The sequence below is a fragment of the Formosa undariae genome (assembly GCF_042427615.1).
GTDB lineage: Bacteria > Bacteroidota > Bacteroidia > Flavobacteriales > Flavobacteriaceae > Formosa > Formosa undariae.
Genome location: NZ_JBHMEZ010000003.1, coordinates 332,621 through 352,559, shown reverse-complemented (window position 1 = coordinate 352,559; position 19,939 = coordinate 332,621). Strand labels below are relative to the sequence as shown.

General features: G+C 32.6%; 18 protein-coding genes and 1 tRNA gene. 12 read left to right on the top strand and 7 right to left on the bottom strand.

Features of this window, described 5'->3' with window-relative positions; genetic code table 11:
- Position 1: 1 nt before the first annotated feature.
- On the bottom strand, positions 2-532 hold the full coding sequence (locus tag ACFFVB_RS04995) for a KdsC family phosphatase (RefSeq protein WP_382381614.1): 531 nt from the start codon (positions 530-532) through the stop codon (positions 2-4).
- Positions 513-1,295 carry a Rossmann-like and DUF2520 domain-containing protein gene (locus tag ACFFVB_RS04990; RefSeq protein WP_382381613.1) on the bottom strand — a complete coding sequence of 261 codons (783 nt, stop codon included), beginning with the start codon at positions 1,293-1,295 and terminating at the stop codon, positions 513-515. Before ACFFVB_RS04990 ends, ACFFVB_RS04995 begins: the two co-directional genes overlap by 20 nt.
- A gap of 142 nt (positions 1,296-1,437) precedes the next feature.
- Here ACFFVB_RS04990 and ACFFVB_RS04985 point away from each other — a divergent pair, with 142 nt between their 5' ends.
- Positions 1,438-1,839 (top strand): group III truncated hemoglobin, encoded by a 402-nt coding sequence (locus ACFFVB_RS04985; RefSeq protein ID WP_382381612.1) that lies wholly within the window; start codon positions 1,438-1,440, stop codon positions 1,837-1,839.
- 112 nt (positions 1,840-1,951) lie between these two features.
- Positions 1,952-5,146, top strand: a complete 3,195-nt coding sequence (locus tag ACFFVB_RS04980) for a cytochrome c biogenesis protein CcsA (protein WP_382381611.1) — start codon at positions 1,952-1,954, stop codon at positions 5,144-5,146.
- A gap of 6 nt (positions 5,147-5,152) precedes the next feature.
- On the opposite strand, the gene ACFFVB_RS04975 is transcribed toward ACFFVB_RS04980, so the two are convergent.
- Positions 5,153-5,866 (bottom strand): DUF3307 domain-containing protein, encoded by a 714-nt coding sequence (locus tag ACFFVB_RS04975; RefSeq protein ID WP_382381610.1) that lies wholly within the window; start codon positions 5,864-5,866, stop codon positions 5,153-5,155.
- Positions 5,863-6,459, bottom strand: a complete 597-nt coding sequence (locus ACFFVB_RS04970) for a transcriptional regulator (RefSeq protein WP_382381609.1) — start codon at positions 6,457-6,459, stop codon at positions 5,863-5,865. The genes ACFFVB_RS04975 and ACFFVB_RS04970 overlap by 4 nt, the downstream gene beginning before the upstream one ends.
- 189 nt (positions 6,460-6,648) lie before the next feature.
- Between ACFFVB_RS04970 and mscL the strand changes: the two genes are divergently transcribed.
- The 5 genes from mscL (at position 6,649) to ACFFVB_RS04945 (ending at position 10,022) form a co-directional block, all read left to right on the top strand.
- Positions 6,649-7,098 carry a large conductance mechanosensitive channel protein MscL gene (mscL, locus tag ACFFVB_RS04965; RefSeq protein WP_382381608.1) on the top strand — a complete coding sequence of 150 codons (450 nt, stop codon included), beginning with the start codon at positions 6,649-6,651 and terminating at the stop codon, positions 7,096-7,098.
- A 229-nt stretch (positions 7,099-7,327) separates the two neighbouring features.
- Positions 7,328-7,933 (top strand): glutathione peroxidase, encoded by a 606-nt coding sequence (locus ACFFVB_RS04960; protein WP_382381607.1) that lies wholly within the window; start codon positions 7,328-7,330, stop codon positions 7,931-7,933.
- Positions 7,934-7,937: 4 nt separating this feature from the next.
- Entirely contained in the window at positions 7,938-9,107 is a 1,170-nt protein-coding gene (locus tag ACFFVB_RS04955; RefSeq protein WP_382381606.1) for a trans-sulfuration enzyme family protein, read from the top strand.
- A 45-nt stretch (positions 9,108-9,152) separates the two neighbouring features.
- Positions 9,153-9,869, top strand: coding sequence for a bacillithiol biosynthesis deacetylase BshB1 (gene bshB1, locus ACFFVB_RS04950; protein WP_382381605.1), 717 nt, complete (start codon positions 9,153-9,155; stop codon positions 9,867-9,869).
- Between the two features lie 77 nt (positions 9,870-9,946).
- Positions 9,947-10,022: transfer RNA gene (locus ACFFVB_RS04945), tRNA-His, on the top strand.
- 62 nt (positions 10,023-10,084) lie between these two features.
- On the opposite strand, the gene ACFFVB_RS04940 is transcribed toward ACFFVB_RS04945, so the two are convergent.
- Both ACFFVB_RS04940 and ACFFVB_RS04935 read right to left on the bottom strand, forming a co-directional pair.
- A complete protein-coding gene (locus ACFFVB_RS04940) occupies positions 10,085-11,038 on the bottom strand; it encodes an MBL fold metallo-hydrolase (protein WP_382381604.1) in 954 nt (317 codons plus the stop codon).
- Between the two features lie 311 nt (positions 11,039-11,349).
- Positions 11,350-12,216, bottom strand: coding sequence for a DUF808 domain-containing protein (locus tag ACFFVB_RS04935; protein WP_382381603.1), 867 nt, complete (start codon positions 12,214-12,216; stop codon positions 11,350-11,352).
- A 406-nt stretch (positions 12,217-12,622) separates the two neighbouring features.
- Between ACFFVB_RS04935 and ACFFVB_RS04930 the strand changes: the two genes are divergently transcribed.
- The 4 genes from ACFFVB_RS04930 (at position 12,623) to ACFFVB_RS04915 (ending at position 15,818) form a co-directional block, all read left to right on the top strand.
- Positions 12,623-13,162: an acyl-CoA thioesterase gene (locus tag ACFFVB_RS04930; RefSeq protein WP_382381602.1), complete on the top strand. Its 540-nt coding sequence runs from the start codon at positions 12,623-12,625 to the stop codon at positions 13,160-13,162.
- 368 nt (positions 13,163-13,530) lie between these two features.
- Positions 13,531-13,833, top strand: coding sequence for a hypothetical protein (locus tag ACFFVB_RS04925; RefSeq protein WP_382381601.1), 303 nt, complete (start codon positions 13,531-13,533; stop codon positions 13,831-13,833).
- A gap of 60 nt (positions 13,834-13,893) precedes the next feature.
- Positions 13,894-14,199, top strand: coding sequence for a hypothetical protein (locus tag ACFFVB_RS04920; protein WP_382381600.1), 306 nt, complete (start codon positions 13,894-13,896; stop codon positions 14,197-14,199).
- A gap of 269 nt (positions 14,200-14,468) precedes the next feature.
- On the top strand, positions 14,469-15,818 hold the full coding sequence (locus ACFFVB_RS04915; protein WP_382381599.1) for a sigma-54-dependent transcriptional regulator: 1,350 nt from the start codon (positions 14,469-14,471) through the stop codon (positions 15,816-15,818).
- Here ACFFVB_RS04915 and ACFFVB_RS04910 read toward each other — a convergent pair.
- Positions 15,808-18,249, bottom strand: coding sequence for an ATP-binding response regulator (locus tag ACFFVB_RS04910; RefSeq protein ID WP_382381598.1), 2,442 nt, complete (start codon positions 18,247-18,249; stop codon positions 15,808-15,810). The two genes, ACFFVB_RS04915 and ACFFVB_RS04910, sit on opposite strands and share 11 nt — an antisense overlap.
- A gap of 913 nt (positions 18,250-19,162) precedes the next feature.
- Between ACFFVB_RS04910 and ACFFVB_RS04905 the strand changes: the two genes are divergently transcribed.
- Positions 19,163-19,939, top strand: a complete 777-nt coding sequence (locus ACFFVB_RS04905) for a GH25 family lysozyme (protein ID WP_382381597.1) — start codon at positions 19,163-19,165, stop codon at positions 19,937-19,939.

Genomic DNA, 19,939 nt, shown 5'->3' with positions numbered 1-19,939 from the left:
GTTAATCGTATTTCGAGTTGAAATTACCACTCCAATTACCTTGTACTTTTAGTACTTGTTCAATAACATCTCTTACTGCACCTTTTCCACCATTTTTATGAGATACATATTTCGATATGTTTTTAATTTCAGGAACGGCATCTTGCGGACAAGTTGGTAAACCTACAACGAGCATCACAGGGAAATCTGGAATGTCGTCGCCCATATAAAGTATGTTTTCTGTTTTAATGTTGTGTTTTTGAACATACTCATCTAACTGATCTAGTTTGTTATGAGCGCCCAAAAAGATATCGGTAATGCCTAAACCTTCTAAACGTTTACGTACACCTTCATTAGAGCCTCCAGAGATAATACAAATCTTATAACCTGCATCTATCGCCGTTTTTAAGGCGTAACCATCTTTAATATTCATCACTCTAAGCATTTCTCCTGTCGTGGTAACCGTTACGTTTCCATCGGTTAAAACACCGTCCACATCAAAAATAAAAGTGGTAATATGTTCTAAGTATTCTTTATAGCTTTTTTCTTCCATGAGTATCTGTTATTGATTCGGTTAATAGCTTGTATATTGCTTTATGTTGCGGGTTTTCAATTAGATTTAAGTGCTTCTTAATGGTTTGCTTGTCACCACGCGTTGCTGGTCCAGTTTGAGCCATATAAGGCGACATATTCTGAATTTTTTTAGCCGTTTCAAGGATTAAAGGTTTTAAAACGTCGAATTCTATTTGATTGGCTTCAGTGATTTCGTGAGCAATACGATACATCTGATTGGTGAAATTATTTGCAAAAACCGCCGCGATATGTAAGCGCTTACGTTGCTCTGTAGAGACTTTGTAGTCTTTACTCCCAATGGCTTCTGCTAATTTTTTTAGTAATTTAAAATCTGTCTTTTTTAATGCTTCAATACATAAAGGAATGTTATTAAAATCAATATCCGCATCTTTTGTAAAGGTTTGTAACGGATAAAAAACACCTCGTCTATGTGTTTCATCCAAATCGTAAAGACTTGCTGTTCCTGAGGTATGCACCACAAAACGGTCTTGAAACGGTAAAGCTTCAGACACGGTAGAAATTGAATCGTCACTAACCGCCAAAATATAGATGTCGGCTTCTACTAATTCTGAAAGGGAATCGGTAATAGAAACTTCATTTTTATAGGTGGATATTTTATCAATATGCCTATTGTACCATTGTGTTACAGTAATTGCATTAGAATTATGAAACACTTTATATAAATGAGTGGCGACATTTCCTGCACCAAGTAATACGACTGAAATCATCCTGCTAAAATACATTTTTTAAAAATATTTTATTGCTATACCTAAATAAATTCAAAAGTTTGCAAGTCATATTTACTTATTAAGTGGTAATCAGCTTCTTTAATTTTATGTAAACTATATTTGCTATTCACTTTATATGAATTTAAATTTTAAAGTAATGGATGTTATAAAATCTGATATTAAAGACCGTAAAGATGTGCATAAACTCGTGTCTACATTTTATGCAAAAATTAGAAAAGACGATTTTTTAGGTCCTTTTTTTGAACCAATAATAACCGACTGGCCAGAACATATCGATCGCTTGACGTCGTTCTGGGAATCGAGTTTGTTTTTAAAAACTAAGTACTACGGAAATCCTTTAGAAACACATATAAAAGTAGACGAAGAGAATAATAATATGATTTCTGAAAAGCATTTTGGAGCTTGGTTAAATTTTTGGTTGCAGACAGTAGACGAACTTTTTGAGGGAGATATAGCTAATAATGCGAAGCAAAGAGCCCGTAAAATGGGCACATTTTTGTATTTAAATATATTTCAAGCAAGACAAAATAAACAGTAGAATTTAGTCATCTTAAAATTAGGTTAATTTTAACAGTCTTTGCGTTTAATACGTACCAAACAACCGAACAAAAAGAGCTAAATTTGCGCACTTAAAATCAAGAGAAACCGCTATGCAAAATAAACTTGCCAAGATTCTTTTTTCCACACGTTTAACATCAATATTGTTTTTAGTTTTTGCTGCAGCCATGGCTATCGGTACATTCCTTGATGCTGGACAAGATACTTCGCCAACGCCATATTCCCGAAATTTAATTTATAGCACCTGGTGGTTCGAAGCCATTATGGTTTTTTTCGTTATTAATTTTATTGGTAATATTAAGCGTTACCGTCTTTATAAAAAGGAAAAATGGGCGTCTTTAGTACTTCATTTGTCTTTTATACTTATTCTTTTTGGAGCATTTATAACCAGATATATTGGTTTTGAAGGTATGATGGCTATCCGTGAGGGGGCTACCGAAAATACATTCTTATCTCAGAAAACATATATCACAGCCTTTATCGATGGTGATTATATGATCGATGGTGTGCCACAACGTTTGCCTTTAGAGGAAGAAGTTGATTTCTCGAAGCGATTAGAAAATAGTTTTAAAGTTGAAACTAAATACGATCAACAACCGGTTACTATCGAAATGATTGATTTTATTGGTGGTGCCGAGGAAGATATTATCCCAGATGAAAATGGAGAAGCGTATTTAAAATTAGTGGAAGCCGGTAATGGTGCACCTCATAATCACTTTTTAAAAACAGGAGAGGTTCAGAGCATTCATAGTTTATTAATTTCTTTAAATAAGCCAACAGATGGTGCGATTAATATTACCACTACCGACGATGGTATTTTTATAGATTCGCCTTTTGAAGGAGACTATTTAACCATGGCCACTATGGCAACGGGGAAGTTGGTAAAAGATAGTTTACAACCTTTAATTCTACGTTCTCGTTATGTTATTGGCGATATGCAGATTGTGTTTCCTAAACCTGTTGTAAAGGGGACATTCGGGATCGTTAAAAAAGCAGAATTTCTTAAAAACGATGAAGACGGAGTGATTCTTAATGTTACTGCAAATGGAGAAACTAAAGAAGTTGGTTTACTTGGTGGTAAAGGAACTAACGGTGCTTTTAAACAAGTGCAAGTCGGTGGATTGGATTTCGCATTAAAATATGGGTCTAAACTTATAGAGCTTCCGTTTAGTGTGAAACTGAACGATTTTGAAGCCGAACGTTATCCGGGAACAGAAAATAGTTATTCTGCCTTTTCTAGTCAGGTAACCGTTGTAGATGCAGAAGAAGGTGATTTCGATTATAAGATTTTTATGAATCATATTTTAGATCATCGTGGTTATCGCTTCTTTCAATCTGGTTTCGATCCCGACGAACAAGGAACAATTCTTTCTGTAAATCATGATTATTATGGCACACTATTTACGTATATCGGATACTTTTTACTGTACTTCGGAATGTTAGCAACGCTAGTTACAAAAGGGACGCGATTTGGAGATTTGCGTAGAAAATTAGACAAGATTAAAGCTAAGAAAGCTAAACTTCTTTCGGTTTTATTATTGTGTTTTGCTTTTAATGGATTTGCTCAAGGTCATTCAGAAAACGATGGACATGCACATGGAGCAAAGCCAACAAAAGCGCAAATAGATTCTATTTTAGTTGCAAATAAAGCACCACAAGACCATGCCGATAAATTTGGGCATATGGTTATTCAAGATATTGGCGGACGTATGATGCCTGTTAACACGTATGCTTCAGAGTTGTTACGTAAATTATCAAATACCGATACTTACGCAGGTTTAGATGCCGATCAGGTGTTTTTATCTATGCACGAAAGTCCGTTGTTGTGGTATAATGTACCAATTGTATCTTTAAAGTATAAGAAGGCAGATTCTATTCGTTCGATTATAGGGATCCCAAAGGATCAGAAATTTGCGACTTTAGCAGATTTCTTTACAGATCGCGGTGCTTATAAATTAGGACCTTATTTAGAGGAAGCTTATAAAGCGCCAATTCCTAACGGATTTCAAAAGGAATTTAAAGAGACAGATCAGCATGTAAATTTATTATATAATACGATTGAAGGACGCTCGTTACGTATTTTTCCTATTCCAAATGATGATAATAACAAATGGATCTCTTCAATTGAATATAAAGAAGGAACGCTTAAAGTTGAAGATTCTTTGTATTCTAACTTCATAAATAGTGGGTTTTCTGCCTATTTAATGACGTTGAATCAGGCAAAGAAAACTGGCGATTTTACCGATTCTAATAAGTTGTTAGAAGCATTTCATAAAACGCAATTGCAATATGGTGGAGATGTTATGCTTTCTGATGAAAAGGTGAAAACTGAAATTCTGTATAACCATTACGATATTTTTAAAAATCTGTTTAGTTGGTATTTGTATGCTGGAATTTTAATGTTTACTATACTAATTGTTCAAATTTTTAAGAGTAAAAGTAAAGCAGTAAATGTAAGTGTTACTGTGTTTAAATGGATTGTTGTAGCCTTATTTGTATTACATACTTTAGGATTAATTGCACGTTGGTATATCTCGGGACATGCGCCTTGGAGTGATGCTTACGAGTCTATGATTTACGTGGCTTGGGCAACGATGTTATTCGGTTTACTTCTGGGAAGAAAAAGTGATTTAACTATTGCTTCAACAGCATTAGTGACTTCGATGATTTTAATGGTTGCACATTGGAACTGGATGGATCCTGCAATTGCAAACCTTCAGCCCGTTTTAGATAGTTATTGGTTAATGATTCACGTGGCAGTAATTGTGGGGAGTTATGGACCATTTACTATAGGTATGATTTTAGGTTTAACAGTATTGTTCCTTATGATTTTTACCAATAAAGAGAACAAGGATAAAATGCTGATTAATATAAATGAGCTAACCGTAATTAACGAAATGGCATTAACTATTGGTTTAGTCATGTTAACTATAGGAAACTTCCTTGGAGGTATGTGGGCTAACGAAAGTTGGGGACGTTACTGGGGATGGGATCCTAAAGAAACTTGGGCTTTAATTAGTATTATGGTGTATGCGTTTGTAATTCACATGCGTTTGGTTCCTGGTTTAAGAGGTAAATTCGGGTATAACTTGGCATCTGTTCTAGCGTTTTCTAGTATTATGATGACGTATTTTGGAGTGAATTTCTATTTAGCAGGATTACATTCTTATGCTAGTGGAGATCAAATTGTAAGTGTGAAATTCATTTTTATCACTTTAGGGATTGTTGCTGTAATAGCAGGATTTGCTTATGTGAAATACGCTAAGTACTATAGAAAAAGTAAATAAATAGTTTTAAATATGTATTAGTATATAGTTAAAAACTAATCCGCAAGATATTGCAAGACCGAAACTTATCAGGGTACCAATTAAAATGTATTCTGTTAGTTTTCGGTCTTTTGCTTTCGATAAATCTCCAAAACGGAATACTGATTTTGCAGTGATTAAAAACCCGATTCCTGCCCAGAAATTCATCACAATAAATAAGAATACAAATAAGCGTTCTAACATGCCAATATAAGCTCCAGCGTCTTTAAGAGAAGCCTCGTTATTATCTTCTAATTGCCATTTAGAGATTATAATTTTCATAATCACAGAAGATACCACAGTTACAAAAATAATAGAGCAAATAACAAGTAAGAATGTTGTGTTGTAAAATGTATCTATAGAAATAGAAAGCGGTTCGTAAATAGACACAACAAATGCTAAAATAATAAGGTGAGCCAATTGGTCTAAACTAAATAGCCAACGGGAGTTCACTGTGGTATTTAAATATAATTTTAGAGTATCGATTATAAAGTGTGAAAGGGTAATTATAATAACACCCCAGATGTAACTAAAGTTAAATTGAAGCACTACAAGTAATGCTGTGAAATGAATGGCAATATGAAAATATAAATATTTAGATTTCAATTTGCGTTCTTCCTTGTCTATAACCCATTTTGTGGGTTGCAATAGAAAATCACCAATAAGGTGGGCGAGGAATAGTTTTATAAAAAGAGCAATCATAGTGAAATATTTTTAGTGTAGAACTGTATCATTTTTAAGATTTCGTCATAGCCTGCACGTTTTAGTCCTTGGCTTACATTGCCTTGAGTACTTTGTGTTAATTTGGCTAATTCTATTTGATTTACTTCAGGTTTGGTTAATGCTAATTTTACCAAAGATGCTGTAGTTGGTGTCCAGGTATTCATGGTTAATAGAGCCAATTCTAACATTATGTTTATAGCGGTATCAAATTCTGAGTCTTCAGATTTCATGGCTAGATTTGTTTTTTTTAACTGCTCAAAACACTCGCCAGAATTAATAAAAGCACTTCCGTTGGATTCTGTAATGGTATTGGCATCGTATGTTTTTTCCCCAATCCCAATGGCTATCCTTACATCTATAGTTTTAAATTGCTTTATACTCGCTTTTATTAAAATCGCTGTCTTTAAGGCCTTTTCAGGAGCTATTTCTAATTGAAAACTATCGCCTCTGTATATTTCCCATTGCTTAGGCGCTTGTCCGTATAAATTAAGCATGGCTTTTAATTCGGTTAGCCAAGCGCTAGCATCTTGTGCTCTAGAATTTATAATGTCTCCTGTTATTATGGCAATCATTTTTATAATGGTTTATATCAAATATATTAGAATTTTTAATAACGTCAAAATTATTAGCTCTAAAACTAATAATTTATAATATTAGCTTAAAAGATAATATTTGTGTTTATTAGTTATAAGACTAATATTAAGATATAATAAATCATTTTGAGATGCTAGAGATTAAAAATATATTTGTCATAAAAAAACATGAAATTAATACAAGAGTTTAAAGAGTTCGCGATTAAGGGAAATATGATCGACATGGCTGTTGGTATCATTATAGGGGCCTCGTTTAACAAGGTGATCGATGTGTTGGTGAAGCAAGTTTTTATGCCTCCATTATCTCTGTTATCGGACGGTATTCATTTTCAAGATAAAGTATGGGTGTTAAGGGGTGCGGTAAAAGACGCTAGTGGTAGTGTTTTAGCAGAGCGCATTGCTATAGGTTATGGCGCGTTAATTGAGGCATTTTTAGATTTTATAATTATTGGTTTTACCGTATTTATAGTAGTGAAGTTTATGAATAGACTACGAAATAAATCACAAGATCCCAAAAACAAAACAGTTACTACGCCAAAAGATATTCAGTTATTGGCTGGAATTACAGAGCTATTAGAAGAACAAAATGCCATGCTAAAAACTAAAACGAAGTCCTAAAAAAAAACTACCATAACAACGAGGTTATAGTAGTTTTTTCGAATTAATTAATAGCACGTTTATATGATTAATCTTTAAAATTCCTAATTAAAGACAACATAGTCAAATTGTATACTTCAAAAGTAAAAGAAATGTATAATATATAAAATACCCATTTTAGGGTATTTTTTGCTTCATATGGTAATCTAGAAATAATAGTTGTGATTAAATTATTTTATACCTTTATAAGATGAAAAATACTTTAATAATAGTACTTGCTTTTATACTGTGTAGTTGTAAGCAAAATGCGAAAGAAACGTCTATAGTACCTAGTGAAGAAATAACCACTACAGTGGATAAAAGTAGTGCCTTGGAAAAGGAAACACTTTACCAATTTAAGGTTGAAGATTTGTATGGAAACCTGTTTGACTTTTCAACCTTAAAAGGAAAAAAAGTTATGGTTGTAAATACCGCGAGTAAATGTGGGTTAACACCACAATACGAGCAACTTCAGGAGATATACGAAGCCTACCAAAATCAAGGTTTTACTATTGTTGGTTTTCCTGCAAATAACTTTAAAAGTCAGGAGCCAGGAACAGATACAGAAATCGCAGCATTTTGCGAGGCCAATTACGGTGTCACTTTTCCTATGATGAGTAAGATTTCTGTTAAAGGATCTGATATGGACGATGTCTATAAATTTTTAACTCAAAAAGGAAGAAATGGATTAGAAGATTCTGAGGTCGAATGGAATTTTCAAAAATATTTAATAGATGAAAACGGTTATGTTGTGCGTGTCGTTTCACCAAAAACATTACCTACAGATGAATCAATTATTTCTTGGATAAAAAGCTAAAATCATGACTAAAAAATTAGGATTACAAACGATATGTACCCATGTCGGGGAGGTAAAGGATGAACAGTTTAAAGGTGCTGTATCTCCAATTTATATGTCTACATCTTATCAGTTTGAAGACGTCGATGTAAAACGTTACCCACGTTATTTTAACACGCCAAATCAAGAATATTTATCAAAAAAAATAGCCGCTTTGGAACATGCTGAAGCTGGAATGATTTTTGGATCAGGAATGGCTGCTATTAGTACCGTTTTACTTGCCTTTTTAAAGACAGGCGACCATATTGTGGTACAAAATACATTATATGGAGGGACGAGTAACTTTATACGTGAGGAGTTTCCTAAGTATGGGATAGAATTTTCGTTTACTAATGGTTACGAAGTATCAGATTTTGAAGCCCAAATACAAGAGAATACAAAGGTGATTTATATTGAAACACCATCCAATCCGCTTCTAACAATTACCGATATAAGAGGGATTTCTGCATTGGCCAAAGAGAAAGGATTATTATCTATTATAGACAATACATTTGCAAGTCCTGTAAATCAAAATCCAATAGATTTTGGAATTGATATCGTACTGCATTCTGCTACCAAATACCTTGGCGGACATAGCGATATATTGGCTGGAGCTGTAGCGTGTTCTAATGAGCACATGAAAATTATTTGGAATGTTGCCAAAAATTTAGGAGGTAGTTTAAGCGATTTTATGGTATGGATGTTAGAGCGTAGTATAAAAACATTGGTACTTCGTGTAAAGGCTCAGAACAGAAATGCGAAGAAATTGGCGAAGTTTTTAAAATCACATTCAGACATTAAAAATGTGTATTACCCAGGTTTAAAAAGTCATCCGCAGTATGCTTTAGCAAAATCTCAGATGAGAGGTTATGGAGGTATGCTATCGTTCGAATTGAATGATGAATTAGACGCGGTATCTTTTCAAAAAGAATTAAAATTAATAAAATCGTCTATGAGTTTGGCTGGGGTAGAAAGCACCATGTTATCGCCATATAAGACCTCGCACGGATTATTAAGTCAAGAGGAACGCGACAGTATTGGTGTAACCAATGGTTTGATTCGTTTTTCTGTAGGAATAGAAACAAAAGACGACTTAATAGACGATATTGAACAGGCTATAACAGCGGTGAAGAAACAGGCTAAAATAGAAGCCTAAATATTTAAGGTGGAACAGCAGATCTTTTAAATTAAAAAAAAGTAAATGAAATTAGATATACTTGCAATCGGGGCACACCCAGACGATGTAGAATTGGGATGTGGCGCAACCATTGCAAAAGAAATAGCCAACGGAAAAACAGTTGGGATTATAGATTTAACTCGCGGTGAATTAGGAACGCGAGGTACAGCAGAAACTCGTGATGCCGAAGCAAAAGAAGCGGCAAGAATTTTAGGCGTTTCTGTACGTGAAAATTTAGGTTTTGCTGATGCATTTTTTGTAAATGATAAAAAGCATCAGTTAGAAATTATTAAAATGATTCGTAAATATCAACCGGATATTGTGCTTTGCAATGCTATCGACGATCGGCATATAGATCATGGAAAAGGCAGTCAGCTTGTTAGTGATGCTTGTTTTTTAAGCGGATTAAAAAAGATAGAGACCGAAGTAGGAGGTGAGCTTCAAATACAATGGAGACCACAACATGTTTATCATTATATACAGTGGAAACCTATTACTCCAGATTTCGTTGTCGATGTTACTGGATTTATAGAAACTAAAGAACAAGCAGTTTTAGCATACAAGACCCAGTTCTTCGATCCAGAAAGTAAAGAGCCTGAAACACCAATTTCCAGCAAAAATTTTACCGATAGTGTAAATTATCGTGCAAAAGATTTAGGACGCATGATTGGAGTCGAATATGCAGAGGGCTTTACATCAGAGCGTTATGTGGCGGTCGAAAATTTATTTAAATTAAAATGATATTTTTTTTAAAAAAGGTTTGGAATTTCTATAAAATCGCTTAAATTTGCACACGCATTACAAAAATGCAGTTACATGGTGGTTGTAGCTCAGTTGGTTAGAGCATTGGTTTGTGGTACCAAGGGTCGCCGGTTCGAATCCGGTCTTCCACCCAAAAAGTAAAAGCCTTTCGATTTTTCGAAAGGCTTTTTTTGTGGATATAACTGTCGTATTTTTTAGAATTCTAGTGACACACCTTGCTCTGGAAATATTAAATCTAAACCTAAATTATTTTGTTTCTCTAATTGCGCTTTAATTTTAATCGTATTTTCTTCTGGCGGTTTCTGGTGCGTGATTATCGTTTTAAATCCTATTAGTGCTTTTTCGCCTGTTAACTGTTGTAATACTTTAAATTCTTTATAAAACCAGTTTGGTGTTAAGTGTCCATACAATGCCGAGTCTGCTTGTTCATTGGGGAATGAAACTTCTATAAACATGGCACGTAACCGTTTCTTTTTTATTAATGGAGTAATCGTTGTCCATAAAGCTTTTAAATTGGTACTGTGCTCAATTTCATCTGGGCCTGTATCTCCCAAGTATAAAATATAATCATCATTCTGTCTAATTAAAAATGCTGTACTCTCAAATGGGCTCACATGGCTAAGAGGAAAAGCAGTGACAAACATATCTGTATTTGTAATTGCAATCTCTTGAAGCGTGTTTAATGTTTCGAAGTGATATCGTTTTATGTGATCTCCAGGACCTTCATCTCCAAAATTTGCCCATGTCTCTCCATTAAAATAATGGTTCTGCATCATAGTCATACATTTTTGTGTTGCATAAACTGTTTTCGAGGAATCGGCAGGAGAATTAATAATAAGGCCAGAAACATGATCTAAATGTGCGTGTGATATAAAATACCCTTTAATGTAGTTTCGTAACACATGACTTGTAGAAGTGTTAAAAACCTTATTATTAACGGCTTTTTCAATACCAGCATAAAGAGTGCCTGCATCTAGACATATAAAATCGTTTGTTTTAATGGGAGCAACCATATACGCCGATAAATTAGTTTCGTCTATACCACCTTTAACGCCTAATGGCACGATTTTAAATGCGGGGATTTCTTGGGCTAAAAGGGTGTTTGCAAAACATAAAACACAAATAAATATGGATATAATTCTTTTCATTATAATTAATATTAAAGGACGTTAAGTCTAAAATGTAAATTTAATGGCTTAAAGTTTATATCTCTTAATTTTTAAATGAAATCGCTAATGAATTAAGTGTCAATTGGTCTTGTTTTAAAAAAAAACATAAGGAATATTGAAACTTGTTGCGTAATATGGGATGTAATGTCTACTTTTGGTTTATAACAATCAGCTTACAAGCAAACTAACTCTTTAAAAAAAGCGTCATTTTAGAATGACGCTTTTTTGATTTAGTATATGTTTGAATCTGAAAAATTTGAAATATTTAATTCTATGATCCGTTACCGGTATTAATTCTTTGATTTCAATTTTTTAAATGCAGTAATAATTAATAAAACCAGAAAGCCTATAACGGTACCTGATATTAATTCAGATAACATACTTGGAAGTGCGTGAAAAAGATCATGTAAGTACGGGATATTATGAAGAAAAATACCGCCAGAGACCAATAGTAAGGCGATGGTTCCAACCACACCAAGTCCTTTTATTACCCAAGGAAGTGCTTGTACTAAGATGCGTCCAACTTTATCAGAAAAACTATTGTCTTCTTCATTTAAATTAATCAGTTTTAACCCGAAATCATCCATTCTTACAATAAGAGCAACAATACCATAAACACCTACTGTTGCCAACAGCGCAACTACAGAAACCACAATAATTTGAGTCGTTAATGGATGTCCAACCACTGTTCCTAAAGCGATAATAACAATTTCTACAGATAAAATAAAATCGGTGACTATGGCCGCTTTAACTTTTTCCTGTTCTAGTTTTAATAAGTCATCTTCCGTTCTTGCTTCTACTATTTTTTCGGCGTGATGATGGTGAGGAACAAAATACTCGTATATTTTTTCGACACCTTCGTATGCTAAATACAATCCTCCTAGAGTTAAAATAATAGGGATGGACTGAGGTAAAAAGGCACTTAGCAAGAAGGCAAAAGGCAAGATGATTGCTTTATTTTTAAGCGATCCTTTGGTAATTGCCCATAATACAGGTATTTCTCTGGACGATAAAAACCCTGAAGCTTTTTCTGCATTTACGGCTAAATCATCTCCTAAAATACCAGCTGTTTTTTTAGTCGCCAATTTCCCCATGGTTGCTACATCATCCATCAATGCGGCGATATCGTCTAATAAAGCAAAAAATCCTGAAGCCATTTAAATTTCGGTTTAAAGAATCCTAAGATTCATTTGTGCAAATGTAATTACTGTGGATTAAACGATAACTAAAATATTATAATTAAGTTTTAGAAGTATCCATTTTGAGTATTTAATAAGCGAAAAGAGAGTAGTAAACCGCTGTAAGCAATCAATAAGATGACTAAATAAGTAATATTTGGGTATAAAAAGGATTTATAAATAGAATTCGTTTTTGTGGTACTTAGGTTTTTTTGCTAAATACGTAGTTTTTTATTGTTTAATTGTAAGTATTAGTGCGTAATTAATAAAATATTGTTACAAAACAGGTCGTTATAGATTAATATTAATAGTAATTTACACTGATGTGTAACGTTATCGGAAAAATAATTACATTTAAACGTTAGAATACTACAAACTAAGAATTATGAAATTTAAGCATATTAAAGATTCCCAGATCACAATGACCCAATTAATGTTGCCTTCACACTCTAATTTTAGAGGAAATATTCATGGAGGGTTTATATTAAATTTAATGGATCAAATTGCATTTGCTTGCGCTTCAAAACATTCAGAGCATTACTCGGTGACCGCCTCTGTGAATAAGGTCGATTTTTTAAATGCGATTGCCGTTGGCGAGTTGGTAACCTTAAAAGCATCGATAAATTACACTGGAAGAACATCTATGGTTGTTGGATTACGAGTAGAATCTGAAGATATACATACAGGAGTCATTAAACATTGTAATTCGTCTTATTTTACCATGGTAGCAAAGGACAAGGCGCATAATAGTATTGAAGTTCCTGGTCTTATTTTAGATAGTCCAGATAGTATACGACGATTTGCAAGAAGTATTAAAAGACAAAAACAAGCGCGTAAACGCAGTGAAAATTTCAATTCTGTAGATTTTAAAATTGAAGAATATTTAGACGAAGTGAGAGAGCATAATGTTAAAATCGAGTTGTAAACTACTATAAAATACATTTACATATAAAAATCAGACATCTACTTTTTAGGTGTCTGATTTTTTTTGCTTAATTCTATTCTGATTTCAATTCATTTGGAAGATTTGTCTTGGATCCTTTATTTTTATTATACGCTTAGATTCAATAATATCATGTTCAACTGTGTAAATAGTGTGTAATTTTTTTACAGGAAACACTTTTTTATTACACACATTTCCCATTTACTCCTTATCATCTTCCTTTTGTTTTTTATTAAACCCCTTGTGTTTACTAGCTTTTATATGTTTGCTTCTCTATTTATTAGGCATGGCATGTTTATTTCATATTACTAATCAGAATAATTAAAAGAACAGTTTAATATATATTGAAAATGAAGAATATTGTAATAGCATCGGCACTGGCACTCGGAGGAATTTCGACCTATGCAACAACTCCACAGACTATGTTTTTTCACGACGGAATTATGGATGTCGTTTTTCAAGAAGATTTTACACCTATTGAAATCAATCAATTGCCAGGAGCAATTTTAGACGAAGTTGTTAAACATCATGGAGAAGTAGAGATTTCTAAAGCCTATAGAAACGATTTAAGAGAATACAAACTCGAACTTAATTTAGACAACTCTATAATCACTGTTTTTAAAGACGAAAACGGACATTGGATAAATAAATAATAGCATAACCGTTAAGGCGGTTTAGTAATAAATAATTGATTAACATTAAATTTTTAAGTTATGAGAAATATATTTTTAACATTAGCATTTACAGCACTTGTATTTAGTAATATTAGTTTTTATGCCGCTTCACCGGTACATTTAACATTTGAGGATGGCGCATTTGTGTTGCAAGAAGAGTTTAAAGAAATTAAAGTTACTGAATTACCATCTGCTGTTCAAGAGGCGGTTACCGTAGATTTTCCTAAGGCCACTATTTTAAAGGCCTACATGAATGAAGTCAATGAATATAAATTAGACCTAAGTATGTCAGGAACCATTGAAACAGTGTATGCAGATGCTACAGGAAAATGGATTAATAAATAGATAAAACCAATTAACCATTTATTCTATTTAATTTGTTTCTAGTCAGTAAGGAAGATTTTAAAAATAAAAATTAATCTATTAGTGAAATATTTTAGATTGAGTTTATACCAATTACAGACTATGAAATTTAGATTTTAGTTACTAATAAAGCTAAAATATAAGTTATAATATAATTTTAAATCCATTAAGAGAAAAGAGGGTGTTTTATTAAAGCACCCTCTTTTTTTTGCTTAATTTTAGGGCTTAATATTTTACTTTTCAAACACTACATGAAGTCAATCCTTTTAATAGAAGATGATGTTGCTTTTTCTAATATGCTTAAACGGTTTTTAGAAAAACACGATTATACCGTAACTATTAGTTATGGTTTCGAGGATGCCAAAGCCATAATTTTAAAGGATGATTTCGATTTAATTTTTACCGATCTAAGGCTTCCTGATGGCAATGGATTGGAATTATTAGAAATAGTAAAAAAGAATAAAGAGAAAACCCCCGTAATTTTAATGACTGGCTATGCCGAAGTTTCTACAGCAGTAAAAGCTATGAAACAAGGTGCTATCGATTATATATCCAAACCTTTTAACCAGGATGAAGTCTTACATGTAATAAGTAATGCTCTAAAATCTGAACAAAAAACAGTTAGTGTTCCGAAGGAGGTTGTAAAGAAAGAAACTCGAATTAATTCAGAATTTGTGACAGGTATTAGTTCATCTTCAAAAAAATTAAATGAATATATTCAGTTGGTTGGACCTACAGATATGTCGGTTTTAATTACTGGAGAGAGCGGTACCGGGAAAGAAGTAGTGGCGAAATCTATTCATAAGACAAGCTCAAGAAAAAACAAACCCTTTGTCGCTGTAGATTGTGGTGCTATACCTAATGAAATCGCTGCAAGTGAATTTTTCGGACATAAAAAAGGATCGTTTACAGGCGCTGTAAGTGATAAAAAAGGACATTTTGAGTCGGCTAATTATGGAACGTTATTTTTAGATGAAGTCGGTAATTTATCTTACGAGAATCAAATTCAATTACTTCGTGCATTGCAAGAACGTCGTGTAAAACCTTTAGGGAGTAGTACAGAAATTGAGGTTGATATAAGATTGATAACAGCGACGAACGAAGATCTTTTAAAAGCTGTAGATGAAGGTGAGTTTAGAGAAGATTTATATCATAGATTAAACGAATTCACGATTAAAATTCCAAATTTACACGAACGAAAAGACGACCTCATTATTTTTGCAGATTACTTTTTAGATAAAGCAAATGTGCAATTAAATAAAAATGTAATAGGATTTAGTGACGAGGTTTTAAAGATATTTCAGAATTATTCTTGGCCTGGTAATTTACGGGAATTTGGAAATGTCGTAAAACGAGCAACCTTATTAACAACTGGCGATTTAATTGAACAACAGGTGTTACCTATGGAGCTCACGCAAAGTGCTACTTCTAAGCAAGAACCATTACAAAGAAAGAGTTTCTCGACTAAAGACAATGAAAAGGACTTGATTATTCGTGCATTAGAACAAGCGAATAATAATAAAACACACGCAGCAAAATTGTTAAATGTGACCCGTAAAACGCTATACAATAAAATAAAGGAATACAATATTAGTCTATAAACTGTTCCATTTCTATAACTGTTAAACTTGCATTTGCTTTAAGGTTTTCAAAGGTTGTCTCTAAGGAACTATCATTAATATCTTCTAGCCTATCTAAGTAGTTTAAGTACGGTATAACGCTATTAATTTCCAATTGCTTAAACATTGTTAGCATTTTATGACTTGTCGCATGTATGCTCTCTAAATTTTTAGTTTTAATACCTGTTTCTAAAGTCTCTAAGTTTATCTCAGTTTCATTTAAAAACAATTGTAATGTGTCTTTTAAAGATTCGATGTCGTTGTTTAAAAATGAACTAATTGGAGTTAAATTAAAATGTTTAAACTTCAGGATATCTTCCGAATTAGTCTGAGAAACAGGCTCTATTTTTACACCAGGTAACCATTTGCTAACGGTATTTATTAAATCGTCTGCACCATAGGGTTTGAAAATAATATCGACAAATCCACTATCCTTATATACTTTTCCTTTTAAATCCTTTCGTCCCGTAGAGGCAATTATAGGCTGATTTTTATAAAAGTCTGATGCCTTCAACGTTTCCATAAAGTGGAAGCCATTCATATTTGGTAATTGGATATCGGTAATGACTAAATCGTAAGGCAAATTCTTCATCTCTTTAAGTGCTTTTTTTGCAGTCTCGAAAGCCGTTACATTTATATTTTTATCTTGAAGAATGTCTGTTAATAATTGTCTTAATGAGGCATCATCGTCAATTACAATAACGTTTAAATTTGATGCAATCACTTCAGTGTTGGGTTTTAGTTTAACAACAGGTTTTACGCTGTATTCTACAGGAAGTGTTAGTATAAAAGTACTTCCTTTCTTTTCTTCACTAGTAAATGATAATTCGCCGCCTAATAGATTTGCTAATTTTCTAGAAATGGTTAATCCCAATCCGAAGCCTTCATATTTCTTTTCATTGTGACTTTCAATTTGAGTGAATTCTTCAAAAATTATAGATTGTTTTTCAGTAGGTATTCCAATTCCAGTATCTGAAACTAGAATTTGTATAAACGGTTTTCTGTCTATGTTTTTAAAGCTTTTAGTTTCAATTTTTATTTCTCCAGATTCGGTGAACTTGTATGCATTTCCAACCAAATTATACAGAATTTGTCGCACGCGAAAAGGGTCTCCAAGAATGGATTTTTCAATATTAGAATTATAAACAATATTTAAATTTATGGCCTTATCTGGATATACCGATTTTACACTAACCATAACTTCATCAATTATGGGATTCAGTAAATAAGGAATTTTATCTATAGAGATGTTGCCGCGTTCTAATTTCGAAAATTCTAACAAATCATCCACTAAATCCTTCATGTATTTCGAAGCTTTAGAAATCCTATCGATATAATATTTAGGTTTACTTTCTTTAATAATTTTAGCTAGTAAATCGCTATAGCCTGTAATGGTACTTAGGGGTGTGCGTAAATCATGACTTACCATAGAAATTAGTTGTTCCCGACTTTGAAGTAGGGAGTTTGTATAGGCATTCGCTTTTTCTAAATCTCTTCTGTATTTCTGACTTTTCCAAAAATCGTTTAAAATGATAAATGAAAATAGTATAACTAAAATAGTGCCTATAATAGTGGCTAGACTTAAAATTTTTGTACTTCTATTTAAAGCAGAATCGCGCTGTTGGTTTATTTTTTCGGAATGTTCTAGAATCTCATGTTCTAAGTTATAAAGTAATTTCCTTAAACTTTGAGAAACATTTAAATCACTTTTTAGAAGTGAATTTTCTTTATTCGATAAATTGGTTTTCTGAATAAGAGCATCCCTTTTAACTTGCTTAAGTAAATCTCGTGCAGCCACAACAATAGAATCTAATCGTTTTTCGCTTTTTTCTTCGTCTTGTTCTTTAGGACGATATTTATTTACAATAGCAATATATTCTTCAATAGATTTTCGGTGTGCAGGTGTCAGGGCTTCTGGATCTTCAGCAAAATCTAAAATAGTTAATCGGCCAACAGAACTTTCTATAGCATTTATTCTTGTCAGTGCATTTTCTATAGATCTTTCAGAAATATCATCTTCCTTAATCAGTTTTAGAGCCTTAATATTATAAAATTTTACGGCGATTAATTGTTTAACACTGTCTAATAGTAGAAATTGATGTTCGTTGTCTAGCTTAACTTTTAAACTATCTATATCCGCATTTAAAGCACTGTTTTTAGATATGTATAGGTCAAACTGACTTTCAGATCCGCTTTGTATGGCAGCTCTGGCAAAACTTTCATTTTCATAAATATCTGCAATTAAATTTCCAACAGCAATGATTTTATTTCTATCAGTTACATCATCACGTTTGAGATTTAAGAAGTTTTTAATTTCTGAAAAAACCAAAAATGTTGTGGTAACGGCCACAATAGCTAAAATAATATAACCTACAATAACTTTTAAGGTAAATTTTCTATTAGAATTTTCCATGATGTAAAATTAGTGAAATGTTACTGATATAAAAGATGCACAAATCGTTTTTGATGCAAATTATCGCTTAAAAACACCTTATACCACCTGTTTTTTTAAAAATCTGGTTTGTATTTCAGTTGATATTAAATTGAAATCGAATGCTATGACATAAATTGCGTCATTCTTGCTATTATCGTTGTCTATTTTAATGGATTATCATGCCAAATTAAATTGTATTTATGGTGTTGGAAACATGTAATATTAACCATGACCAAAGAGGAGAGGTACGTATTAATAGACCTTTATAATGCCATAGGTTTAGATTCTTGGTTTTGTGTTATGGATTGTTTAAGGGATTAAGCTGTTTATATATGTACAGGAGTTAGTGTTGAAAACAGTGAGGTTATTGGAGACTTACAAATTAATTGAGAAAATTATTATAGCGGAATTTAAACAGAGCGCTTGCATGGGCCAGTTCTTAAAAATGTAAGTACTGAATATCTATTTGGTGAAGAAGTGGGACATACAATCAGTACAAATAGGTCTATGAATGTACTTAATTAATCTTCCGTAATGTATCTCATATAAATGATTACAAGTAAAGGGTAATCATCAAAAAAAATAATAAAATTGTAAAGAATTAGCACTTATTTGTCAATAATTCGTGTAATATGGCAGACATAAACCGCTTTTATATTTATTTTTCGAAAAAACAAAATTTATTTTGCAATCAAACAAATTGATTTTCAATAGCTTAAAAAAAAGATTCAGGAATTACGGTAAAACCGTAAGTCTATTAAATCACTAAAGTTTATATTTGTTATAGCTATTAGTTAATTAGGGGGTATTACTAAGCGGTAATACAAAATAGGCACATGGTATTTCCATGTGTCTTTTTTTTATCCAATTTTAATATATTAGTTTTGTGTTCATGGTCCGGAAAAAAGTAATTATATCTTTAATAATAGCTTGTATTAGTGTGCTTGTTTTGGCTATATATTACTTTAGAATCGATTTAAGTATTTTGTACCATAGACTGAGCCAAGCCCCAAGTACTGCAGATTCTAAAAATGAATCTATTTTTAAGCGCTATCCAAGATATTTATACGGTATAGATTTATCTCATTATCAAGGGCAAATCGATTGGAATCAAGTTAATTACATTAACGATAGCATTCCTATTGCTTTTATTATTATTAGAGCAACGATGGGAATAGATGGACTAGATAGTACTTTTATAACACGTTGGGAAACTATAAAAAGTAAAGAGGTTGTTCGTGGTGCATACCATTATTATAGACCAAACCAGCACTCGCTAAGTCAGGCAAAACAGTTTAAAAGTCATGTAACTTTAAATCCAGGAGATTTACCTCCAATTTTAGATATCGAAAACTTATCGACCATTCAGTCTGTAGAGAATTTAAAAATCGGAATTAAAAAATGGTTAGTCGATGTCGAACTGCATTACGGTGTAACACCAATAATTTATACGGGAGATCACTTTTATCGCAAGCACTTAAATACTCCTGAATTCGATAAATATCCCATTTGGATTGCTAATTATGGTAATTATGCCGAGCCCTTTACACAACCGTGGAGCATATGGCAGTTTACAGAACGCGGACAGGTTGAAGGCGTAGAAGGATTTATCGATTTAAATATTTTTAAAGGTACCTATCCCGACTTCAAAGCGTTATTGATAAAGTAA

Excerpts from the sequence above, each read along its gene's own strand:
- ACFFVB_RS04995 (WP_382381614.1), bottom strand. The coding sequence starts at position 532 with ATGGAAGAAAAAAGCTATAAAGAATACTTAGAACATATTACCACTTTT.
- ACFFVB_RS04990 (WP_382381613.1), bottom strand. The coding sequence starts at position 1,295 with ATGTATTTTAGCAGGATGATTTCAGTCGTATTACTTGGTGCAGGAAAT.
- ACFFVB_RS04985 (WP_382381612.1), top strand. The coding sequence starts at position 1,438 with ATGGATGTTATAAAATCTGATATTAAAGACCGTAAAGATGTGCATAAA.
- ACFFVB_RS04980 (WP_382381611.1), top strand. The coding sequence starts at position 1,952 with ATGCAAAATAAACTTGCCAAGATTCTTTTTTCCACACGTTTAACATCA.
- ACFFVB_RS04975 (WP_382381610.1), bottom strand. The coding sequence starts at position 5,866 with ATGATTGCTCTTTTTATAAAACTATTCCTCGCCCACCTTATTGGTGAT.
- ACFFVB_RS04970 (WP_382381609.1), bottom strand. The coding sequence starts at position 6,459 with ATGATTGCCATAATAACAGGAGACATTATAAATTCTAGAGCACAAGAT.
- mscL (WP_382381608.1), top strand. The coding sequence starts at position 6,649 with ATGAAATTAATACAAGAGTTTAAAGAGTTCGCGATTAAGGGAAATATG.
- ACFFVB_RS04960 (WP_382381607.1), top strand. The coding sequence starts at position 7,328 with ATGAAAAATACTTTAATAATAGTACTTGCTTTTATACTGTGTAGTTGT.
- ACFFVB_RS04955 (WP_382381606.1), top strand. The coding sequence starts at position 7,938 with ATGACTAAAAAATTAGGATTACAAACGATATGTACCCATGTCGGGGAG.
- bshB1 (WP_382381605.1), top strand. The coding sequence starts at position 9,153 with ATGAAATTAGATATACTTGCAATCGGGGCACACCCAGACGATGTAGAA.
- ACFFVB_RS04940 (WP_382381604.1), bottom strand. The coding sequence starts at position 11,038 with ATGAAAAGAATTATATCCATATTTATTTGTGTTTTATGTTTTGCAAAC.
- ACFFVB_RS04935 (WP_382381603.1), bottom strand. The coding sequence starts at position 12,216 with ATGGCTTCAGGATTTTTTGCTTTATTAGACGATATCGCCGCATTGATG.
- ACFFVB_RS04930 (WP_382381602.1), top strand. The coding sequence starts at position 12,623 with ATGAAATTTAAGCATATTAAAGATTCCCAGATCACAATGACCCAATTA.
- ACFFVB_RS04925 (WP_382381601.1), top strand. The coding sequence starts at position 13,531 with ATGAAGAATATTGTAATAGCATCGGCACTGGCACTCGGAGGAATTTCG.
- ACFFVB_RS04920 (WP_382381600.1), top strand. The coding sequence starts at position 13,894 with ATGAGAAATATATTTTTAACATTAGCATTTACAGCACTTGTATTTAGT.
- ACFFVB_RS04915 (WP_382381599.1), top strand. The coding sequence starts at position 14,469 with ATGAAGTCAATCCTTTTAATAGAAGATGATGTTGCTTTTTCTAATATG.
- ACFFVB_RS04910 (WP_382381598.1), bottom strand. The coding sequence starts at position 18,249 with ATGGAAAATTCTAATAGAAAATTTACCTTAAAAGTTATTGTAGGTTAT.
- ACFFVB_RS04905 (WP_382381597.1), top strand. The coding sequence starts at position 19,163 with ATGGTCCGGAAAAAAGTAATTATATCTTTAATAATAGCTTGTATTAGT.